Consider the following 21,054-nt stretch of genomic DNA (forward strand, 5'->3'; position numbering starts at 1 on the left):
GTAAATTCAGTTAGATAGGCAGTTATATTGAGTGATGTTTGCCATTTGTAATATATTACTGAGCCGGCTCAGTAATATATTTTTATAAGTATGTTTGATATTTATTTAATTAAAAACTATAACTGTATATACATACAGATAACAGGGTTTAATTATGTCTCCATCTCCTTTTTTAGAAAGCATACGTCATATTATTCGTACGATGCACTACAGCATACAAACTGAAAAAACCTATTTAGTATGGATAAAGCGCTTTATTCTATTTAATCAAAAGCGTCACCCTAAGGATATGGGAGAAGAGGAAGTTAGTAACTTTTTAACTCATCTTGCCGTTGATCGGAATGTAACCTCATCAACACAAAACTTAGCCTTATGCTCCATTGTTTTTATGTACAGACATGTATTTCAAAGAGAATTAACATTATTGGCGGGTACAATTAGAGCTAAGACACCAACAAGAGTGCCTACTGTATTATCAAACGATGAGGCCATGGCTATTATTAACGAATTAAAGCCGCCCTATCACCTCATGTTTAGCATACTTTATGGATGTGGGCTAAGAAAAGCAGAGCTTCTGAGATTACGAATAAAGGATATAGATTTTTCAGGTAACTCAATTTATGTATTTCGTGGTAAAGGAGCTAAAGATAGGATAACACTGTTACCCAGCACTCTGATAGACCCATTAAAAGACCAAATTGCAAAAGTTGAACACATTCACCAGAAAGATTTAGCTGAAGGTCAAGGAAAAACGAGTCTACCTGCTGGATTAGCCCGAAAATACCCATATGCTATTACCGAGTTAAAATGGCAATACATATTTCCTTCTACTGTTAAGTGTCAACACCCAACAGACGGCTATTTTTGTCGTCATCATCTACATTGGACAGCACTAAGCAAAGTCCTTAGAAAAGCATTAATAAAAACAAATATTCATAAACGCGTTACCGCTCATACTTTTAGGCACAGCTTTGCCACGCAATTACTATTAAATGGTGCCGACATAAGAACAGTACAGGAGCTACTAGGACACGAAGATGTTAAAACGACTCAAATTTATACTCATGTTATAGGTCAACATTCTTCTGGAATTTTAAGCCCTATTGATAGAAATAAGCATTAGAAAATATAGGATAAAAAAATTAAGGTTAACGTCAACAATACGCACTAAGTGATCGTTAATATTTCAAACGTGAATGACAGCTTTGGTCGCTCAGGAGCCAGTCATTGCGTTGCTCAATCGAATTTGGTGTGTTACGACAGCTATGACTCCTGAAAGCTCATTGCTGCCGTTTATATTCTATTTTTAACGTCAACTATAAACCTATAACGAAGTTCGCTTGCCCGCCCTCTGCTGATTTGAAATATCCTTTCAAACCTACCAGCTCTTCATGGGTACTGCTATTAAGGATGACAAACTGGCTTTTGGCTGATCCTTCCTCAAACTTTCCATCATGCTTTATCGTCAATTTACAAGGTTTTCCTGCTATATTTCCCAAAAGGAACTCAAACCCGATAAAAGTAGCGTTTCCGTTAGGCTCATAATTCATTTGAAACTTAATTTCACTTTTACCTATAATATCACCACTGTAATCTTGGCAAACAATCGCAGTAGTCAGCTTTCCCCCTTCATCAAACGATTTTTCAATAGACTCTTTCCAATCAATGATTTGAAATATTCCCTTCAGTTGCATAATGACCTCTTGTATATTCAATAGAAAACTTAGCGTAAGAATACCATGGGCGTTACATGGTATTGTAAAAACACGACATTGAATTGAGAACTGTTTTGAAGAGTAACGTTAAAAATCCAACAGGAGTGCAACATCACAAGCTTAGTGCAGAGCGATATCACTTACGCAGGTACTTTCCTGATGAACCTTTGATAGAATTAATCGAACAATTTTGGCTTGTGAATTGGGATCTTAGAGATGAAAAAAACCATACGCAGAAAAACTTACCCGATCCAAACTTTCATTTAATATTAGATAATCGAAAACTAAAATTAATTGGCCCTATTAGTAAAACCTATTCTTATAAAATGGAAGGTGTTGGGAAAATTATTGGAATAAAGTTTGCGTTGGGAGCGTTGACAGATTTTTTAGAATCGCCCCTATCTAAGTATGTAGACAAAGAATTAGATTTTCAGCAATTAGTAGACTTTGATGCGGACACGTTTATTTCAGAGCTGGATGGGCTACAGGACGATGAACAAATAGTTGATTTATTGCAAACTTATATGACTCCCTTTGTAATAACATCTTCATCAGAACTGATAAGAGTCAGGGAGCTGGTTAATCGAATAAAAAATGACTCAGATATCACCAGAGTTGAGCATTTGTCTAAAAAATCAAACCTTTCAATTCGCACAATTCAACGTTGTTTTAAATATTATTTAGGGCTAAGTCCTAAATGGTTAATTCGTAAATATCGTCTTCACCAAGCATTAGAACTTATTGAAAAAGAAGATGTGAATTTTTTAGATATAGTGGAATGGTTAGGTTATACAGACCAATCTCATCTAATTCGAGACTTTAAAGAAATTATTGGTGTGACACCAATAAATTACATTAACCAATCGTACTGATAAGCTGAAATTTGTGCTTTATGCACTCTAGTAGTTATACAAATACAATTCCGTGAACGACCGCTTTGCTGGCATTGCTGCCTATCATCGTGAAGATAGCTAAAAGTCTTCTGAATACAAATACAACTCAAAAGCTATTGATGCTAATGACCGTTTTGTCGGTTATGCTCTAGCTAGTCAAACAAAAAATAATATCACCCAAGCACAAAATGAACTTAATTTTATTCATAATAAACCAGATGTAATTAAGTGCTTATACTAAATGTTCTCAGATGGTAGCTTTAGACTATAATAACTGACATCTTCAATGTAATTAGCTGGTTAAATTTATATAACAGCCCACACATATAACATTAAATATAAATCATTAAGTTAATAGCGCCCTTCCCCTTTTATATATGCTCCTATCTTCTAAATTGTCCTTAATTCATCTGGACTTATCATTTTAAAATTTATTTATCTCCCTTATTCAATCAAATATTTTGATTGAAAACACAAAAATATTTCGCTTTTCAATTAATAAATATAGGTACATTATTTTATGAAAATTCAACTTTGATTTTTATAGGGTAAATCAATGAACATTAATACATATGAAGATGCTAGCACTGATTTAGATATGGATATAGATCTTGATCTTGAAGAAGATATAGATGCAGATGCGGATTTAATTTTTGATACTGGCATCGCAGGTTTCGAAATTGCCTATGGTTCAAAAAATAAAGAGATGATTAAGAAAAATCTTAAAAGATCAGCAAGACAACAATATCAAACTAGACAAAAATTAGATTCTATACGTGAAAAAAGAACATTCGAAAAAGAAAACAACTCGTTTAGCGATTATTGGGATAGCTAACAAATACCACCTAAGAGAGAACAACATGAAAAAAATAGTAGCTTTTACATTGTTAACTTTGTTCACCAACATAGCTTGCAGCCAAGATAACGACAATGAATTAGAAGACGCACCAAAAAGTTACATACAAAACTTGTTTAGTGAATGTAAGGAATATGCTGAGCTAGAAGAAGTAGCGTCAGAAAACTTAAATACATATTTATTACATTGTATTAATGAAGAGTTAGAAACTAGCTTTTATAAACGTATAAGCTCTCTTCCTACTGAAGAATAGATTATGCAATAAGAAGATTTATTGACTCAAATTACTTAGCTCATTTACAAAAGTGAGCTATTTAATTTGAGTCTTTTTTAAATTTTTAGATAAGGAAATAATTGAATCGTTTGCTCAATAATATCTTTTTTCTGGCTTTTAGCTAAATAAGCCGCAAAAACTTCTCGTGAATACACTGGCGCCTTTTCAACAACAAACAACTGATTTTTTTCAATATATTCAAATGCCATTTGCCTTGGTAAATATGCACTTCCCCCCGCATCAAGTAAAAAATTCAACGCTATTCTCGGCTGACTCATATAATGTTTTGCTGGGGTCATATCTTGAAAATCTCGTCTATATTGTGCATTAAGCGCATCACCATAATCCACCATAATAAAATTTTCTAATGAGGTCAGGTTATCCAAATCATGTGGCTCAGTTGTCACTAAATGTAAAGGAACACTTGCTACCTTTTCAGTAATAAGATCTTCAACAAAAGGAGGTTCAAACAGAAAAGCAATATCAATAACGCGACTAAGCACACTTTTGCGTAATTCAATGGGTGAATAAGTATTTGTCAACAAGCTAACATCATCCATATTACGATGAATTTTTTTTAGCCAATCTTGTAACACTATATCCCATATTGACATCATAGAACCAACAACAAGCTGATGAGAATCATATTCAGACATACCAACATCTTGTTTAGCTTTCTGCCACATAAACAAAAGTTCATTAGCATGTTTAATTAATCGATGACCTTCTGACGTTATTTTTAAATGTTTTTGACTGCGATCAAACAACAAAACCCCTAAGTCGTCTTCCAATAATTTTATACGCGCACTTACTGCTGATTGCGTAATAAATAAGTTTTCAGACGCAATTCTAAAATGTAGCGTTCGACTCACTTCAAGGAACGTTCTTAATAATTCAATTTTCATTATATTTCCAAAACCGCCTGTAATCACTTTTTTTGATTGAACACATCAAAATATAGCATTTTATTATTTAACAGTCTGACTATACACTGCACTACAATTATTACATCACTTTTTAATAAGAAAGAGTGATAAACAAAGGTTTAAATTATGAAAATTGCCATTTTATCCAGAAACCCAAAATTATATTCTACTCGACGCTTAAAAGAAGCTGGTGAAGCTATGGGTCATGAAGTTGATATTATTGATACTCTACACTGTTATATGGATATTACTAGTAGCCGCTCAACAGTGCGTTACCATGGTAAAGAATTGCCTATGTACGATGCAATTATTCCACGCATTGGCGCTTCAGTAACCTTCTATGGTACCGCTGTTGCACGACAATTTGAAATGATGGGCACATTTAATATTAATGAATCAGTTGCTATTAGCCGTTCACGCGATAAATTACGCTCATTACAGTTGTTATCTCGCAAAGGTATTGGCTTACCACGTACAGGCTTTGCAAGTAAACCTGATAACATTAAAGATTTAATTAAAAATGTAGGTGGTGCACCTGTTGTTATTAAATTATTAGAAGGTACGCAAGGCATTGGCGTTGTTCTTGCTGATACCGCTAAAGCAGCTGAAGCTATTATCGAAGCTTTTATGGGCTTAAAAGCCAATATTTTAGTGCAAGAATTTGTCAAAGAAGCTGGTGGTGCTGACATTCGTTGCTTAGTTATTGGCGGTAAAGTTGTAGCAGCAATGAAACGACAAGGTGCTGAAGGTGAATTTCGCTCTAACTTACATCGTGGTGGTAGCGCTGAAGTGGTTAAATTATCAAGAGCAGAACGTGAAACAGCCGTTAATGCCGCTAAAGCAATGGGATTAAATTTATGTGGCGTTGATTTACTTCGCTCACAAAGTGGCCCAATGGTAATGGAAGTTAACTCATCTCCAGGCCTAGAAGGCATTGAAACTGCAACAGGTAAAAATGTTGCAGGTATGGTCTTTGAATTTTTAGAAAAAAATGCGAAGCCAAATAGAACACAAACACGTGGCAAAGGTTAATAGAGGCGACTATGGAAAAACTACGAATAGGTGAATTTGATATATTACCAGGCGAACAAAGAAAAATTGAATTACCCGTTGCTAAGTTATACACCGATGCCAACGTATCTTTGCCGGTACATATTATACGTTCGAAAAAACCAGGCCCTACTATTTTTGTAAGTGCAGCAGTGCATGGAGATGAACTTAACGGCATTGAAATTATTCGACGCTTAATTAAGCAGAAAAAATTTAAAATAATCAAAGGTACGGTTATCGCTGTACCAATGGTAAATGTTTATGGCGTGGTGAATCAAAGTCGCTATATGCCAGATCGCCGCGATCTTAATCGCTGCTTTCCTGGCTCAGCGAAAGGCTCCTTAGCCGGCAGAGTTGCCTATATTTTTCTGAATGAAATTGTTAAACATTGTGATTATGGTATTGATTTGCATACAGGCGCTATTCATCGTTCAAATTTACCACAAATCAGAGCAGATATGTCTGATATTGAAACCAAAGAATTAGCAGAAGTGTTTGGCGTACCAGTAATACTTAACTCTAATTTAGTGGATGGCTCACTACGTGAATCCGCCGTTAAAAATAAAACTAAAATTTTATTATACGAAGCCGGTGAAGCGCTGCGTTTTGATGAGTTTTCAATAAGAGCAGGTATGAAAGGCATTTTAAATGTTCTACAACACTTAGGAATGACAAGAAAGTCTCTTTCTAAAAAGAAAAGATTAGCCCCTTTTATTGCTAACGGTAGTCAATGGGTTAGAGCCAATGCCAGTGGTATTGTGCACAACATAGTGAATTTAGGTGACCAAATCACTAAAGGTCAAATATTAGCTGAAATTGGTAGCCCTTACGGTGAAGTTATTGATGCTGTTAAAGCAACACGTTCAGGGATCCTAATTGGAAAACAAAACATTCCTCTTGTACAAGAAGGTGAAGCCATGTTCCATATTGCTTACTTCAGTGAAGATGATGAAGATATAGCTGAACAAATTGAAAATGTTCAAGAATTATTATTACCAGAAAACAATGGAACGAATTGAGGGTTAAGATGAGTAACAACAAAACAATTATTGGCCGCTTAGAGTCAATTGCATTACCCGAACTTGCAATTAATGATTTACAAGTTAGGGTCGACACTGGTGCTAAAACATCATCACTACATGTAGATAATATAACGAAGATAGTTAAAAACGGCAAAAAATGCGTCACCTTTGACATTCACCCTGATGCACATAATGTTAATAGTATTGTTAACTGTACCGCACCAATAAGCGATATTAGAAAGATAAAATCGTCGAATGGTACGGCTGAACAACGATATGTAATAGAAACAACGGTAACGCTTGGCACAGAAACATGGCCAATAGAAATCACCTTAACTGATCGTTCAGATATGAGTTATTTAATGCTTTTTGGCAGAGAAGCCATTGGTAAACGCTTTTTGGTTGATCCGTCTAAAGTTTTTATTCACTCATAACAACATCATTAATGCGCTATGTAGGTTATACAACAAAGAGTAACAAATAATGACATTTGAAAAAATTGTAGCTTTTCTCAATACATCCATTATTTCAATTGAAAATCAGCCTATTACTATGGGAGATATTTTATTAATCCCATTATTACTGATAATAGGCGTTTATTTAACAAAATGGTTTGTAAAAAGAATAACCAAACAATTAACAACACAACACACTGATCCTAATATCATTCATTTATTGAGACGAATATTTTATATTATTGCAATAACGATAATAATTATTACTATTTTGGATCTTATTAATGTGCCTATCACTGCATTTGCTTTCTTATCCGGAGCTATTGCGATAGGTTTTGGTTTTGGCGCACAAAATATTATTAATAATTTTATTAGTGGTTGGATCCTCATGTGGGAACGCCCAATTCGTATTGGTGATTTTTTAGAAATTGAAGATGCAAAAGGGATTGTTGAAGAAATTAACACTCGTTCAACTCGCATTAAACGTGTCGATGGGGTTCATATGCTAATCCCGAACAGTAAATTAATAGAAAATACGGTTATCAACTGGACCCTTGTCGATCGATTAGTACGAACAACGGTCAGAGTGGGCGTGGCATATGGCTCACCAGTTAAAGAAGTAGCTGACTTAATATTACAAGCCACAGTTGAACAAGAAGAAATATTATCAACTCCCAACCCTTCAGTAACCTTTGAAGACTTTGGTGATAATGCGCTAATTTTTGATATTAACTTTTGGATTAATTCTAATGTTGAAGGCGGCTTAAGAAGAGCAAGAAGTAATGTTAGGTTTCGTTTAGCAGAATTATTTGAAGAACATAATATTGTCGTGGCTTACCCACAAAGAGATGTCCACTTAGACGGTTCAATAACCTTACTCCCACCTGAAGAAAGCAAGCTAAAACTATAGTTAACTTACTATCTGCGTATCATTGTGTTAGTTCTGCATGGAACCAACATAATGATAATGATACGCATTAAGTTTAATCTTTAGAGACTAAGGCTAGACTTTTTTGTTCAAACCACAAGTACATAAAATCTTGTGTTAGTTTCTGCTCTATCTCTAAGGCTTGCTCAGTGGGACAGAAGATAGTGAAAAGGACTTCAGTATCACCAATTTCTGATGTTGCAATTTGAATATGAGGCTCAGGTCCCGCAATATTAATTTCAAGACGGTTTTCTATTAGCTGGTTATAACGAATAGCGACATCTTTAAAATCATCACAATATAAATTAGCTTTCTCATTTAACTGCTCAATAAACTCAAAAGGATTAACGCTATCATCTCTTACAATCGTAAAATGATGCATAGCATAACGCTTTAAAAAGTTCAGATTCTTTATTACTGACGTTACCATTAAACTATTAGGTAAATACAAGGTTTTACCCGTATATTGGTAATCATCTTTGTTAACTTCCAATAATGTTAACTTCGCCCAATCAGTAGAATGCACTTCACCGAAATAATTACCTATTTGTATCCAATCACCAATTCGAAAAGGCCGACTAGAAATAAGATAAAGAAAACCGATAAAACATTGGATGAATTCTCTTGTTGCTAGCACAATGGCAACAACGAAAGCCGCAATAGAAAAAGCGAACTTTTGAATTTCATGTGACCAAGTATTAAAAAGGGCCACTATAATTAATAAAGTAAATATATTATTTACCATATTAATTTTTATTTTCTTATCGCTTTTATCACTTTTAGATTTATGCTTAATCGTTTTAATTAATAATTTTTTCAAAAGAAAAAACATCAAAAATAAAACCACTGTGAAAACAAATTTATTGTCAAAAATTAACGCATGCAATGTAGATAAATTAAATGTAGAAAAAAACTCATTCATAGTGATATATAAGATGCCTTAACGGGTCATGGAATATTAGATATATTATCTAATAGTCGCTGGATACTCAGCTGCTTTATTCTACATCATTGCGAGGGATGAAATAAACAAGCATAGTAGTAAAAATAAAATAACAATTCCATCAACACTTCTTTTTTTTGTTTCATTTTTTGCAGAAATAAAGTTTACGATGAGGCGCATTGTAATCAGTTATAGATAAGAATCAAACGCAATAATTTATTGGTTATAATCAATTTTTTTTATAAAACAGCATAAAATCATTTATAATTTTATGCTGCTCTTTAACGAGTATACGAGGAAGGTTTACGGTAAATAAAACTGTGTAATTAACGGCCAAACATACCGCCGCCCCCGCCCATACCGCCTGGTGGCATCATACCTTGCATTGACCGCATCATTTTCTTCATGCCGCCTTTACCTGATACTTTTTTCATCATTTTTTGCATTTGCGTAAACTGTTTAAGCAACTTATTTACATCTTGAATTTGTGTACCTGAACCTGCTGCAATACGACGCTTACGAGAACCTTTAATAATATCAGGACGTTCACGCTCGCCTGGTGTCATTGAATTAATAATAGCTTCCATACGAATGGTTAGCTTATCATCCATTTGATCTTTGATCTTATCAGACATATTACCCATACCTGGTAATTTATCCATCATTCCCATCATGCCACCCATGCTTTTCATTTGCACAAGTTGGTCACGGAAATCTTCCAAACTAAAGCCTTTACCACTTTTAACTTTTTTCGCTAATTGTTCTGCTTTCTTTTTATCAACCTTTTGTTCAACTTCTTCTATCAATGATAGAACATCGCCCATTCCTAATATGCGAGAAGCTATTCTATCTGGATGAAATGGCTCTAACGCTTCAATTTTCTCACCAACACCCATAAATTTAATAGGTTTGCCAGTAATATGACGAATAGATAACGCTGCACCTCCGCGAGCATCACCATCCGTTTTGGTTAAAATAACACCTGTTAATGGTAAGGCATCATTAAACGCTTTAGCCGTATTCGCTGCATCTTGCCCGGTCATTGCATCAACAGTAAATAATGTTTCAATTGGATTAATCGCCGCATGAAGTGCTTTGATTTCGTCCATCATGCTTTCATCTACATGTAAACGACCTGCCGTATCGACAATAACAACATCAAAAAAGTTTTTCTTAGCGTGATCTATCGCCGCATTAGCGATACTAATAGGTTTTTGTGTAATATCACTTGGAAAGAAGCCAACATTTATTTCTGTCGCTAATGTTTCAAGCTGTTTAATAGCTGCTGGGCGATATACATCGGCACTTACTACCAGTACTTTTTTCTTTTCACGTTCTGTTAAAAATTTTGCTAATTTAGCAACAGAGGTTGTTTTACCCGCACCTTGTAAACCAGCCATTAAAACAATAGCAGGTGGCGCCGCTTTTAAATTTAGGTTTTCATTAATGCCACCCATGGCAAGTTCAAGTTCTTTTTGAACAATTTTAACGAATACTTGCCCAGGCGTAAGGCTTTTAGAAACATCAACACCTACAGCTTGTTCTTTAACTTTAGCAACAAATTCTCTGATAACAGGTAACGCGACATCGGCTTCAAGTAAAGCCATGCGAACTTCGCGTAATGTATCTTTTATATTATCTTCGGTTAAGCGACCACGGCCACTAATATTTTTAAGGGTTTTACCCAATCGATCAGAAAGATTTTCAAACATGAATAACTCTAGTAGCGCTCTTTATAGCGAAAAATGTGAAAATTAATACTGCTATTATACCCGTGATTAAATCATTGTCGAGATCAGCATCATTTGCCTCTAATATAAGCCTACCTAGCCATTGAAAACTTCTCCATTGATAAAAGCGTGATATAATCTAACTTGTCGATTTCATCTTAATTTTCATGGCTATAATTATGGAACACCTATCGTATTTTATTAATAATTTTATTGACCTCAGTGCCGAAGCAAGCCCTTGGTTATTACTGGGCTTATTAATAGCAGGTTTAATGAAGGCTTGGGTACCAAGTGAAATATTAAGTAAACATCTCGGTAGAGGAAAATCAGCCGTAGTCAAAGCCGCCTTAATCGGTGCGCCATTACCTTTATGCTCTTGTGGCGTTATTCCTGTAGCGGCTGAATTAAGGCGCAGTGGTGCTTCAGCGCCAGCAACAGCGTCTTTTTTAGTAGCAACACCTGAAACGGGTATTGACTCGGTATCAGTATCTTATGCGCTACTCGGGCCTGTTTTTGCCATTTATCGCCCGTTGGCCGCAATCATGTCTGCTATTATTACCGGCTTACTGGTCGCAACAATTAAAGATGAAAAAATAAAAAAACCAACCACTGAAAATAAAAAGAACACAAGCTGCTGTACCAGCCTTGCGCAACCAGAGCCTGTAACCAAACCAATCACAAGCAGTTGCTGTAGTAGTAAAAAAATGGAGGCAAGTCTCACACCAACACCAAGCTCTTGCTGTTCAACACCTCCCTCTTCTTCCACTGTAGCAATAGATACGATTACTGAACCAGCAAAGCCTCTTATATCGAAGCGCTTTGTTAAGAAAACCAAAACTGGTGTTTATTATGCATCAACACAATTAATTGACGACATTATTATTTGGTTAGTTGTAGGACTTGTTTTTGCCACTATTATTCGTACTTTTTTACCCAACGAATTTTTACTTAGTTATGGCAGCGGTTTACCCGCAATGTTATTGATGATTGCGATATCAATTCCTATGTATATTTGTGCAACAGCTTCCACCCCTATTGCTGCAGGATTTATCATGGCAGGATTATCGCCCGGTACCGCATTAGTATTTATGATGGCAGGACCTGCTACTAATATATCCACTTTAGGTGTTATTAAAAGTGAAATGGGTAGCGCTGTTTTAATACGATATTTATTAGGTGTAGCTTTATCGGCTATTGGTTTTGCCCTGATACTCGATTATAGTTTGAGTTTTTTTGCGATTAGTATTACTGATCAAATGGCGCATTCACATGAAATGCTCCCACAATGGTTTGGTTTAACTTGTGCGGCATTAATCGCCTTATTAGCAATTAAACCACTACGAAAGTTAATATTTTAATTTTAATCTAAATCAAGCAAAGTAATAATTGTCATGGTAGTTAACGTTTTATCTGATAGAATTAATGAAGTTATATTTAGTGTCTTTAGGAGTTTAAATTAGTGGATTTTCAGGTTATTGGTTCAGGCTTGGCGTTTATCGCCTACTTGCTAGCCACTATGGCAATTATATCTCGCTTATTTCACCCTAACGGACCTAACATTGGACAAGTGTTAATCTTAGCAACAACAGCTATCACTATTCACTTGTTTAACGATAGTCAATTATTTTTTACCCAAAATGGTATTAACTTCAGTCTCCCTAATGTTATTTCTTTAGTAAGCCTAATTATTACTATCACCATTTCAATTGTCGCATTACGAGTAAAGGTAAATCTATTACTTCCTGTTATCTACGGTTTTGCAGGTATTTGGCAGCTTGTGAGAACTTTTATTCCTACCACTGAATCAATCCCATTAGTGGCGAATAAAGTTATTTTAATTAGCCATATAAGTATCGCTTTAATTGCTTATTGTATTTTAATTATTGCCACTTTATATGCCTTCCAAGTAACTTATATTAACTTTAAATTAAAAAGAAAAAACCTAACGGCAGTGGCGCATCTTCCTCCATTAATGCAAGTCGAAAAACAACTATTTACTATTTTAGTTGTTGGCGCAATCTGTTTATTCACCAGTGAGCTTATTGGTTTCATTTTTTTAGAGGGCTTTTTCGCGAAAGCAAATATACATAAAACAGTTCTATCTCTTCTAGCATTACTATTGTACTCAGTGATTTTAGTTGGCCACCATATACAAGGCTGGCGAGGTCATCGTATATTAGTACTTATGGTTACGGCTAGTACGTTATTAACTTTGTCATACTTCGGTAGTCGATTCGTTAAAGAGTTTCTGCTATCTTAATTTTTTACTAAATATTCTTATTATATTATTGAAGGACTTCCTTTTTGGATAACATATCAACTCAGATGCTATTTATTATTCTTGGCATACTGATCCTTATATCTGCTTATTTTTCTAGTTCAGAAACAGGTATGATGTCGCTCAACCGCTATAGACTAAGGCATCTTGAAAAAGAAAAACACAAAGGTGCTAAACGGGTCAGCGATCTTCTAAAACGCCCTGACAGACTGATTGGCTTAATTTTAATTGGCAATAACTTAGTCAATATAGCTGCATCAGCTATAGCAACAATTATAGCGTTAAGGTTATCGCATGAACTGGGGATATCAGAAGATATCAGTGTTTTAATAGCCACGGTTATCTTGACTTTAGTGGTCTTAATTTTTGCCGAAGTAACCCCTAAAACACTCGCAGCTTTATACCCAGAACAAATTGCTTTTCCTAGCTCAATATTTTTAACCTTACTATTAAAGTTATTGCTACCGCTGGTTGTCAGCGTTAATTGGATTACTAATGGCATATTAATGTTATTAGGTATCAGTTCAGAGCAACGAGAACAACACAGTTTAAGCAGTGAAGAGCTACGTACTGTAGTAAATGAATCTGGCGCATTATTACACGAACGAGATCAAAGCATGCTAATGAGCATACTCGATCTTGAAAAAGTAAGTGTTGACGACATAATGATCCCACGAAGTGAATTAGTTGGCATAGATGTTAATGAAGACTGGAAAAGAATTCAAAAGCAACTAACGCAGGCAAATCACACACGGGTATTATTATATCGTGACAATATAGATGATGTAGTTGGCTATATCCACGCCCGTGATGCATTAAAACTATTGTCAAAAAGCCAATACACTAAAGCAACCTTATTACGTGCTGTACGTGAGCTTTATTTTATTCCTGAGGGTACACCGCTAAATATCCAACTATTAAAATTTCAACATGCTAAAGAACGTTTAGGCTTGGTTGTTGATGAATATGGTGATATTCAGGGCTTAGTGACTTTAGAAGATATTCTGGAAGAAATTGTCGGTGACTTCACCACAACTCAAACGCCAACGCCAAGTGATGTAGTTACTCTACAACCTGACGGTAGTTACTTGGTAAAAGGTAATGCCAGTATACGAGACGTAAATAAAGAAATGTCATGGCAATTACCAACAGATGGCCCAAAAACACTTAATGGTATGATAATTGAGCATTTAGAAGATATTCCACAAAATAACATTAGCGTTCGTATTGCTGGCTATCCAATAGAAATAGTTGACGCTTCAGAAAATAGAATTAATACCGTAAGAGTAATGCCTGAATATTTCGTTGATGAAGAAATAGATGAAGAATAGCCAATCAAGCAATCTACTTTACATTTATCTTAAAGTAGATTGAATCTATCAACAGTTAAAAAAGTTAATCACAATGTTATCCACAAGCAACTTAATGAAAATAGCTTTCCACAATTTCTGTGGATAACAAGGTCAAAGCCTATTAATTACAGCTTTTAACTATTTCAACAAATTTTTAAGAAAAAAACACACTTTTTTAATAAAAATAAAAACGTCTAGCTTTAAGCCATATAAGTCGTGGTTTAGCTCAAAAAATTCATAAAAATAATAAAATGGCAAGGCTTTTAAACAAGGATTTTATTATTTTTATCTTCTAGAGAATAACTTCTCAACGTAAATATCCAGCAAGTGAAATACATCAATTATTGATATTTAGCCAAAGAATAATCGCCATAGCCAGCCATGATTTAATTCTTCTTCACAACTTTTTAATTGAGAAGAATAACGGCGAGAACGATTGTCTACTTTACGAGCAACGCCCACTAACCACGACTTCTTTTTATAACTCTTACGCTTAAAACCACCCCAGCCTTCATGATAATTCAAGTATTGGTTATAGGCATCCCACTTTGAAACACCATTAATTTTTTGTGTTTTAAAAATAAACCACCCCATAAAATCAATCGCGTCTTCAAAATCATCACGATCAGCTCCTGAGTTATTCGTTTCTCTAGTATAATCATTCCATGTCATTGTTTTAGCTTGTGAGTAACCATAAGCAGTACTCACTCTACCCCAAGGGATGAAGCCAAGTAAATAGTCTCTAGGAGGTAAGGCATTATGTTTAAAAGAGCTTTCTTGGTACATCATACTCATAGGCACATGAATGGGCACGCCCCAACGTTCTCTCGCGTCTTTAGCGGCAAAATACCAATCACGATGCTCTCGAAAGATCTCGCAAATATTTTCAGGGTTTTGGGGAGGAGGTGTCGCACAACTTGACAACAACAATATACTAGCCAAAGTAATGCAAGAGAGTTTAGCAGTAAGCATAAAATATAAAGTGGCACTTAAACGTAAAAAATAATGAATACAATAGTGCCAGATTTTTAACGGTTTAGCATTATTAACCCACCCTTTTCAATATTAACAAATAAATTGAACTATATCGTAATAAGTCACTCTTACTTAATAGTAATGTTATTCCCTTAATGTTTTATAGTGTTTCATGTTTTTATGCATCTATTTTTATAGATGCATTTTTTTTGCCTGTCGATTACCTATCTTATCTAAATAACTATGCTCGGAGTACCACCTTAATACCAATCTCACTAGCTATGTGATCATTTCTACTTGCTAAAACCACCAACTACATCATTATTTATTTAATTATTAGAACAACTAGTCATTAAATAAATACCTTGTGTTTGGCAATTTTATCTACGTATAAAACGGTTCTCTTAATTAATAAGACTGGTATTAGCAAAGTATAAAAGTGAATGTTTACTAACCTTAGCTAGATTATTATTGCTATATTCACGCGCATTCTAATAAGAAAAACTAAGTATTAAGTTGTGTTAAAATAAGCCTAAATAGTTTGCTTTACTGAATAGCTACAATTAATTGACTAAAATGAAGTTATTAACGTTAATTAATTAAAGTTTCGCAATTACCGCTTTTATATTATCGACGAGCGCTTTATTTGTTAATTGTCCGCTTTCTACATCAAAATTATCATAAAAGTTTGGTACTGAAATAGCTCCTTTTAAATCGGCGGCAAAGTGAGGCGCTGAGCCCTGAGCTGCCGACAATACAGTTGCAGCGCCACCCGGTCCTGGTGATGTTGCCAACATAATAACCGGCTTATTTTGAAATAATTGCCTATTAATGCGAGACGTCCAATCAAAAAGGTTCTTATATGCGGCTGCATAAGAGCCATTATGTTCAGCAAAAGAGATAACAATAATATCTGCCTCTCCAAGCTTTTGATAAAAAGCTTTGGCAAGCATTGGTTGCCCTAATTCTTTTTCTCTATCCTCACTAAACAGAGGAATTTCATAATCATTTAGATCAAGTAGTTCTACTTGTGCTCCTTCAATTTGTTTAGCGGCGTAATTGGCTAACTGCTTATTAATAGAGTTTTTACTGGTTGTTGCTGCAAAGGCGAGTACTTTCATTGTTATTTCCTATCTTTTCTTTTATTGGATGGTTACACTTTATATTATTATCATTTGATGATTAATATTGTTTTTGTGGACATATTATTTCCAAATGGCGTTTAATTGATTCACGATTGACTCACATTAAAAATAATTTTTAGTTTAACAGGAACATATCATGGCAATTAAAAATAAATTATTCGACGGCATGGTTGTTTTTTTTCATGTAGTAAAGTCGGGCAGCTTTACCTTAGCCGCAGATATTACCGGTCACTCCACTTCTTACATTAGTAAAGAAGTTAATAAACTAGAAGCTCGTCTAGGTATTCGTTTGTTACATAGAACAACGCGATCATTGAGCTTAACGCAAGAAGGTGAATTATACTTTCAACTCTGCCAACAAATTATTGAAGATGCAGAGCAAGCAGAAAATGCCATTGTCGGTAATCAATCAGAGCCTAGCGGTAAACTTAGAATCAGCTGCCCAATTTCTTATGGTTTATCTAACCTTAGTCCAGTATTGAGCCAATTTACTGAAAAATATCAAAAAGTGCAGCTAGAATTGGAACTTAATGACAGAAAAGTTGACCTTATTTCTGATGGCTTTGATTTAGTCATAAGAGCCACAGTACAACTTGAAGACTCTAGCTTAATTAGCCGCAGAATTACTCAGTCAGAAGCTTTAGTATTAGCATCCCCAAATTACCTAGCTAAACACGGTATACCTGAGCACCCTTATGATTTAACACGACATAAAATAATCACCTACAGCAATTCAAAGCAGCCCAATATTTGGTTATTTCACGATAATAATGGCGCAGCAATTCAAGTAAATGTTGAAAGTCATGTACTAACCAATAATGCCTCATTAGAAATAGCCTTAGGTGTTGCTGGCCAAGGCATAATTCGCGTACCACGTTTTGCATTGAAAGATGAAATGGAAACCGGCACATTAGTTGAAGTTTTCTCTGATTGGCCTAAACCTTCAATCGGCGTTTACATGGTTTACCCAAGTAGAAAGCATATGTCAGCAAAAGTACGAAGTTTTATTAATTTTATTTTAGAAACATTAGGTGATTAGTAATAAAGCTAATGCTCGACCAAGTTAGAGCCAGCTCCCCTGTTATTTTACCTATAAACTATAACAGATAAAAAATGTTTAGTTTTTTCGTCAAACAAAATAAAAACAAAGGGTTGCTATAAGTTAAGCGCTATATTAAATTTCAACAATAAACATACTTAGAGTAAAATTAATGTTAAAAATTGATAAATTTATCTTGTTACTACTTATCGCTTTTAGCGCGATTGTTAATGCTGAAATCAGAAGTGTTCATTGCCCTTTAGGCTGCCCTAGTTTAGATATAGTAAATAACGATGTTGTCTTTAATCATACTTACGCGTTAAGCAATAATCCAAAAACAAAGTTTGCCGATTGGGTTGCTTATGAAGTCGATGTGGCTAACTTTGGTGATAGCCCTGGTCGAAACTGGGGCAATGATAAGTTAATTGACGATGATGAATCGTTAGAAGAGCTAGACTATAAAGGTGCATTTAAGTTATTAAAAACCGACCGAGGCCATCAAGCACCACTAGCAAGCTTTGCAGGACATAAAAACTGGACTGAGCTAAACTATCTATCCAATATCACTCCTCAAAAATCGGCTTTAAACCAAGGTGCTTGGGTCGCGTTAGAAATTGCCGTTCGTAATGCCGTAAGTTTTAGAAACTCGCTTTATGTGATCACTGGCACTTTATATTCAAAAGAAGAGCAGCCATTACCCGGCGCAGATGAATCACACATTATTCCATCTTCCTACTTTAAAATAATCTACGACTTAAAAGGTAATGCCGCGAGTTTCATCTTTGATCAAAACTTGCCAAGAAAAGCAGATTATTGCCAGCAAAAAACGAATAATAAAGCGCTACAAGCTGAAGTGCCGTTTGCCATTCCAAGCTTTACTGACTCAATAGAAATATTGAAAAGACTCGGCTGCTAGGGGTATACGAATTGATAAGTTAATAAGTTTCGAATATTAACGGGAGAAAAAGCAAGCTATCATTCTCCCGCTTAACATACGTTAATGACTTACCGTTTTTGAAAGTACATTAATGATAACAACGCCGGCTAAAATAAAACACATACCGATAATAGCCGGTAAATCGGGCACTTGTTTATATACAACTGCACTTATTGCTGTAATTAAAACAATTCCCATGCCAGCCCAAATAGCATAAGCGATACCAACAGGCACAGTTTTAAGCACTAAAGATAAAAAATAGAAAGCAACGACATATCCAATAACACATAGAGTACTGAACGTTGCATGAGTAAAATTATCTGACGCTTTAAGTGCTAATGTTGCGACAACTTCGGCACAAATCGCTATTGCCAAATACCAATATCCCATACTCAATCCTTCTATAAACATATTAAGCCTACTTCAGTAGCAAGCTATTAAACTACAATTGTCAAAATAAAGTTATCAAAAAAAATTAGCAAAGTACCAGCATTAAACGCCATATCTTTTTCAAGTATCATATAGACTTATCAATAAAAGACAAAGAGTTTAAAGTTATGGCTTTGGCTTAGAAATAAGCTTAATCCGATTTTTAAGATTAAATTCTACTATTTAAGCTACCTAGCCCCCCTGACGCCTCTCTTCTATTTAAAAAATCCGTAAATCGCTCTCTTTCATGATATAAAAAACAATAATAAATTTAACAAAATCTTTCAGTGGCAAAGTATTTGGTTATTTGTTACAAATGACATCAATAGTACAGTGCATAAAATTTACGCAGGATAATGTGTGAGTTATGTACTCTTAAATTATTATGTTTTGAGTATTTATGATTACAGTCGAAGCTAAAACTGTGTGAAGAAATTCAAGCAACGCTAGCGGTTAGTGCCTGCCGTTAAGTTTAGGTTTAGGTTTAGGTTTAGGTTTAGCCTTATTAGAATACACTTTGCTTACAGCAAAACCTTATGCCCTTGCTTTGCCATTATAAAATTCAAACCTAATTTATTATGTTGCTGTAATTGGCTTTGAACCACTGCACTCGCATCGACACCTTTTAATGTACTACTCTTTACATGACTAACAATCACTTTTGTACTTTTTAATATTGCCGGTTCATCAAGTAAAGTAGACAAGTTCATTAATTCTTTCGTTAACCATTTAGGGGTTAAATGTCCATAAAGGTATTTGTCTGGGTGGTTATCAGGAAAAGATGCTTCTATTATGATGCCACGTAAATTTTTAGACTTAACTTGCTCTGCAAGATACTGCCAAACTTTTTCTATTTTATTTTCTTTTTCTAGTTCGTCTGGTCCCGTATCGCCAAAATACACCATAATATCTTTGTTATTTTCGATAATGAATGCAGTAGACTCAACGGGATGACTTAAGCTAAAGGCGGTAACTTTTAATGATGTATCTGCTATCTTAACATTTGTTGTTAAAGGTAAGTCGACCATTTGATATTTATTTAAGCTAGGTGGCTTACCTCGATTAGAAAAATTAGGCCACGCTTGCCAATTAAAATAAGAGCTAATAATCGCTTTATTAACCGAAGGTAATGCGTATATAGGCTTAGCATTATCATCAGGTGATACTACCAATAAGCCTGCAATATGATCTAAATGTCCATGACTTATCAAATATCCTGCAATATGGTTTCGTAAAATATTAATACTCGGTGCTAAGTTTTGTTCAGTATCAATTTTAATACCGCTAAAAGCATTTTGTTGTAGCGACTGTTCAATGCCATTTAATAAAGTCCCTGTATCAAGCGCAACATATTTATCGTCGGTTAAATCTCGAAGTAAAAAAGCACTTAAATTACCATCTCGTCCACCACCTGAATCTCCCAGTACAACAAGTTCAAAAACGGGTGCACTTCCAGTATCAAGCTCGCTAGCAAATAAATAAAAAGAACAACAAGTGATAAAGAGTAAAGCGAATGATTTTATAAGATTATACATAAAGGTTTTTGAATCGAATGACTTTACAAGAATTTTATTATTTCAAACATCTAATATTATGCAAGTTATTCTATTACTCTTTGTAATATTCCATCATCATTAAGCCACACAACAGAGCAACAACAAATTAACTTTACGAGCAATTTTTCTGAAAAATAATTAAGCTAATCCATACAAGTATATAGTTAATAGATGAAAGGGGAGTTCTTGCTTTTAAATAAACTTATTCTTTCTACAAATAAATTGAACTTTATCGTAAGAAGTGACTCTTATTTAACAGTAATGTTATTTCCTTAATGTTTTATTAGTGTTTCATGTTTTTTATGCATCTATTCTTATAGATGCATTTTTTTTGCCTGAAAATCAATGATTCCATTCTGGTAAAAATAATACTAAAAGTGATTTCTAACTTTTTAAATAAATTTATTCTTCTACAAATAAATTGAACTTTATCGTAAGAAGCGACTCTTATTTAACAGTAATGTTATTTCCTTAATGTTTTATTAGTGTTTCATGTTTTTTATGCATCTATTCTTATAGATGCATTTTTTTTGCCTGAAAATCAATGATTC

Annotated in this window: 21 protein-coding genes; 13 read left to right on the plus strand and 8 right to left on the minus strand. The window is 34.6% G+C overall.

The window, feature by feature from the left end; translation table 11 throughout:
* Positions 1 to 154: 154 nt before the first annotated feature.
* Positions 155 to 1,123 (plus strand): integron integrase, encoded by a 969-nt coding sequence (locus Q4496_RS15700; RefSeq protein ID WP_215971940.1) that lies wholly within the window; start codon positions 155 to 157, stop codon positions 1,121 to 1,123.
* Positions 1,124 to 1,316: 193 nt separating this feature from the next.
* Here the strand turns inward: Q4496_RS15700 and Q4496_RS15705 are convergent, their stop codons facing one another.
* A complete protein-coding gene (locus Q4496_RS15705; RefSeq protein ID WP_303610799.1) occupies positions 1,317 to 1,694 on the minus strand; it encodes a DUF3224 domain-containing protein in 378 nt (125 codons plus the stop codon).
* Positions 1,695 to 1,789: 95 nt separating this feature from the next.
* Between Q4496_RS15705 and Q4496_RS15710 the strand changes: the two genes are divergently transcribed.
* The 3 genes from Q4496_RS15710 (at position 1,790) to Q4496_RS15720 (ending at position 3,717) form a co-directional block, all read left to right on the plus strand.
* On the plus strand, positions 1,790 to 2,587 hold the full coding sequence (locus tag Q4496_RS15710) for an AraC family transcriptional regulator (RefSeq protein WP_215971938.1): 798 nt from the start codon (positions 1,790 to 1,792) through the stop codon (positions 2,585 to 2,587).
* A 577-nt stretch (positions 2,588 to 3,164) separates the two neighbouring features.
* Positions 3,165 to 3,443, plus strand: coding sequence for a hypothetical protein (locus Q4496_RS15715; protein ID WP_215971937.1), 279 nt, complete (start codon positions 3,165 to 3,167; stop codon positions 3,441 to 3,443).
* Between the two features lie 25 nt (positions 3,444 to 3,468).
* Complete coding sequence (locus Q4496_RS15720) at positions 3,469 to 3,717, plus strand: hypothetical protein (protein ID WP_215971936.1); 249 nt, start codon at positions 3,469 to 3,471, stop codon at positions 3,715 to 3,717.
* 77 nt (positions 3,718 to 3,794) lie between these two features.
* Here Q4496_RS15720 and Q4496_RS15725 read toward each other — a convergent pair whose 3' ends face one another.
* Positions 3,795 to 4,643, minus strand: a complete 849-nt coding sequence (locus Q4496_RS15725; RefSeq protein ID WP_215971935.1) for a LysR family transcriptional regulator — start codon at positions 4,641 to 4,643, stop codon at positions 3,795 to 3,797.
* 147 nt (positions 4,644 to 4,790) lie between these two features.
* On the opposite strand from Q4496_RS15725, the gene rimK reads away from it, so the two are divergent.
* The 4 genes from rimK to Q4496_RS15745 are packed head-to-tail and all read left to right on the plus strand — an operon-like array spanning position 4,791 to position 8,101.
* Complete coding sequence (gene rimK / locus Q4496_RS15730) at positions 4,791 to 5,696, plus strand: 30S ribosomal protein S6--L-glutamate ligase (RefSeq protein WP_215971934.1); 906 nt, start codon at positions 4,791 to 4,793, stop codon at positions 5,694 to 5,696.
* A gap of 11 nt (positions 5,697 to 5,707) precedes the next feature.
* Complete coding sequence (locus Q4496_RS15735; RefSeq protein ID WP_215971933.1) at positions 5,708 to 6,733, plus strand: succinylglutamate desuccinylase/aspartoacylase family protein; 1,026 nt, start codon at positions 5,708 to 5,710, stop codon at positions 6,731 to 6,733.
* Between the two features lie 8 nt (positions 6,734 to 6,741).
* On the plus strand, positions 6,742 to 7,170 hold the full coding sequence (locus tag Q4496_RS15740; protein ID WP_215971932.1) for an ATP-dependent zinc protease: 429 nt from the start codon (positions 6,742 to 6,744) through the stop codon (positions 7,168 to 7,170).
* Positions 7,171 to 7,219: 49 nt separating this feature from the next.
* The gene (locus Q4496_RS15745) at positions 7,220 to 8,101 is read left to right on the plus strand and encodes a mechanosensitive ion channel family protein (protein WP_303610800.1); all 882 of its coding nucleotides are present in this window, start codon (positions 7,220 to 7,222) and stop codon (positions 8,099 to 8,101) included.
* Between the two features lie 73 nt (positions 8,102 to 8,174).
* Here Q4496_RS15745 and Q4496_RS15750 read toward each other — a convergent pair whose 3' ends face one another.
* Positions 8,175 to 8,939: a mechanosensitive ion channel family protein gene (locus Q4496_RS15750; protein WP_252727364.1), complete on the minus strand. Its 765-nt coding sequence runs from the start codon at positions 8,937 to 8,939 to the stop codon at positions 8,175 to 8,177.
* Between the two features lie 449 nt (positions 8,940 to 9,388).
* Positions 9,389 to 10,774 carry a signal recognition particle protein gene (gene ffh / locus Q4496_RS15755; protein ID WP_215971929.1) on the minus strand — a complete coding sequence of 462 codons (1,386 nt, stop codon included), beginning with the start codon at positions 10,772 to 10,774 and terminating at the stop codon, positions 9,389 to 9,391.
* A gap of 197 nt (positions 10,775 to 10,971) precedes the next feature.
* Here ffh and Q4496_RS15760 point away from each other — a divergent pair, with 197 nt between their 5' ends.
* The 3 genes from Q4496_RS15760 (at position 10,972) to Q4496_RS15770 (ending at position 14,401) form a co-directional block, all read left to right on the plus strand.
* Positions 10,972 to 12,150, plus strand: a complete 1,179-nt coding sequence (locus Q4496_RS15760; RefSeq protein WP_303610801.1) for an SO_0444 family Cu/Zn efflux transporter — start codon at positions 10,972 to 10,974, stop codon at positions 12,148 to 12,150.
* Between the two features lie 101 nt (positions 12,151 to 12,251).
* The gene (locus Q4496_RS15765) at positions 12,252 to 13,052 is read left to right on the plus strand and encodes an inner membrane protein YpjD (protein ID WP_215971927.1); all 801 of its coding nucleotides are present in this window, start codon (positions 12,252 to 12,254) and stop codon (positions 13,050 to 13,052) included.
* Between the two features lie 44 nt (positions 13,053 to 13,096).
* Positions 13,097 to 14,401, plus strand: coding sequence for an HlyC/CorC family transporter (locus tag Q4496_RS15770; protein WP_215971926.1), 1,305 nt, complete (start codon positions 13,097 to 13,099; stop codon positions 14,399 to 14,401).
* Between the two features lie 372 nt (positions 14,402 to 14,773).
* On the opposite strand, the gene Q4496_RS15775 is transcribed toward Q4496_RS15770, so the two are convergent.
* Together Q4496_RS15775 and Q4496_RS15780 are read right to left on the minus strand one after the other, a co-directional pair.
* Positions 14,774 to 15,394, minus strand: a complete 621-nt coding sequence (locus Q4496_RS15775) for a hypothetical protein (protein WP_215971925.1) — start codon at positions 15,392 to 15,394, stop codon at positions 14,774 to 14,776.
* A gap of 602 nt (positions 15,395 to 15,996) precedes the next feature.
* On the minus strand, positions 15,997 to 16,518 hold the full coding sequence (locus Q4496_RS15780) for an NADPH-dependent FMN reductase (protein ID WP_215971924.1): 522 nt from the start codon (positions 16,516 to 16,518) through the stop codon (positions 15,997 to 15,999).
* Between the two features lie 160 nt (positions 16,519 to 16,678).
* Between Q4496_RS15780 and Q4496_RS15785 the strand changes: the two genes are divergently transcribed.
* Positions 16,679 to 17,581: a LysR family transcriptional regulator gene (locus tag Q4496_RS15785; protein ID WP_215971923.1), complete on the plus strand. Its 903-nt coding sequence runs from the start codon at positions 16,679 to 16,681 to the stop codon at positions 17,579 to 17,581.
* 172 nt (positions 17,582 to 17,753) lie between these two features.
* On the plus strand, positions 17,754 to 18,497 hold the full coding sequence (locus Q4496_RS15790; RefSeq protein WP_215971922.1) for a DNA/RNA non-specific endonuclease: 744 nt from the start codon (positions 17,754 to 17,756) through the stop codon (positions 18,495 to 18,497).
* A gap of 81 nt (positions 18,498 to 18,578) precedes the next feature.
* Here Q4496_RS15790 and Q4496_RS15795 read toward each other — a convergent pair whose 3' ends face one another.
* Positions 18,579 to 18,908 carry a multidrug efflux SMR transporter gene (locus Q4496_RS15795; RefSeq protein WP_215971962.1) on the minus strand — a complete coding sequence of 110 codons (330 nt, stop codon included), beginning with the start codon at positions 18,906 to 18,908 and terminating at the stop codon, positions 18,579 to 18,581.
* A gap of 560 nt (positions 18,909 to 19,468) precedes the next feature.
* Positions 19,469 to 20,482, minus strand: a complete 1,014-nt coding sequence (locus Q4496_RS15800; RefSeq protein WP_303610802.1) for an MBL fold metallo-hydrolase — start codon at positions 20,480 to 20,482, stop codon at positions 19,469 to 19,471.
* Between the last annotated feature and the right edge of the window lie 572 nt (positions 20,483 to 21,054).

The sequence above is a fragment of the Colwellia sp. 5_MG-2023 genome, from assembly GCF_030547795.1.
Classification (GTDB): Bacteria; Pseudomonadota; Gammaproteobacteria; order Enterobacterales; family Alteromonadaceae; genus Colwellia.

Bases quoted from the DNA above. Each gene is read 5' to 3' on its own strand.
- Q4496_RS15700 (WP_215971940.1), top strand. From the start codon at position 155: ATGTCTCCATCTCCTTTTTTAGAAAGCATACGTCATATTATTCGTACG.
- Q4496_RS15705 (WP_303610799.1), bottom strand. From the start codon at position 1,694: ATGCAACTGAAGGGAATATTTCAAATCATTGATTGGAAAGAGTCTATT.
- Q4496_RS15715 (WP_215971937.1), top strand. From the start codon at position 3,165: ATGAACATTAATACATATGAAGATGCTAGCACTGATTTAGATATGGAT.
- Q4496_RS15720 (WP_215971936.1), top strand. From the start codon at position 3,469: ATGAAAAAAATAGTAGCTTTTACATTGTTAACTTTGTTCACCAACATA.
- Q4496_RS15725 (WP_215971935.1), bottom strand. From the start codon at position 4,643: ATGAAAATTGAATTATTAAGAACGTTCCTTGAAGTGAGTCGAACGCTA.
- rimK (WP_215971934.1), top strand. From the start codon at position 4,791: ATGAAAATTGCCATTTTATCCAGAAACCCAAAATTATATTCTACTCGA.
- Q4496_RS15735 (WP_215971933.1), top strand. From the start codon at position 5,708: ATGGAAAAACTACGAATAGGTGAATTTGATATATTACCAGGCGAACAA.
- Q4496_RS15740 (WP_215971932.1), top strand. From the start codon at position 6,742: ATGAGTAACAACAAAACAATTATTGGCCGCTTAGAGTCAATTGCATTA.
- Q4496_RS15745 (WP_303610800.1), top strand. From the start codon at position 7,220: ATGACATTTGAAAAAATTGTAGCTTTTCTCAATACATCCATTATTTCA.
- ffh (WP_215971929.1), bottom strand. From the start codon at position 10,774: ATGTTTGAAAATCTTTCTGATCGATTGGGTAAAACCCTTAAAAATATT.
- Q4496_RS15760 (WP_303610801.1), top strand. From the start codon at position 10,972: ATGGAACACCTATCGTATTTTATTAATAATTTTATTGACCTCAGTGCC.
- Q4496_RS15775 (WP_215971925.1), bottom strand. From the start codon at position 15,394: ATGCTTACTGCTAAACTCTCTTGCATTACTTTGGCTAGTATATTGTTG.
- Q4496_RS15780 (WP_215971924.1), bottom strand. From the start codon at position 16,518: ATGAAAGTACTCGCCTTTGCAGCAACAACCAGTAAAAACTCTATTAAT.
- Q4496_RS15785 (WP_215971923.1), top strand. From the start codon at position 16,679: ATGGCAATTAAAAATAAATTATTCGACGGCATGGTTGTTTTTTTTCAT.
- Q4496_RS15790 (WP_215971922.1), top strand. From the start codon at position 17,754: ATGTTAAAAATTGATAAATTTATCTTGTTACTACTTATCGCTTTTAGC.
- Q4496_RS15795 (WP_215971962.1), bottom strand. From the start codon at position 18,908: ATGGGATATTGGTATTTGGCAATAGCGATTTGTGCCGAAGTTGTCGCA.
- Q4496_RS15800 (WP_303610802.1), bottom strand. From the start codon at position 20,482: ATGTATAATCTTATAAAATCATTCGCTTTACTCTTTATCACTTGTTGT.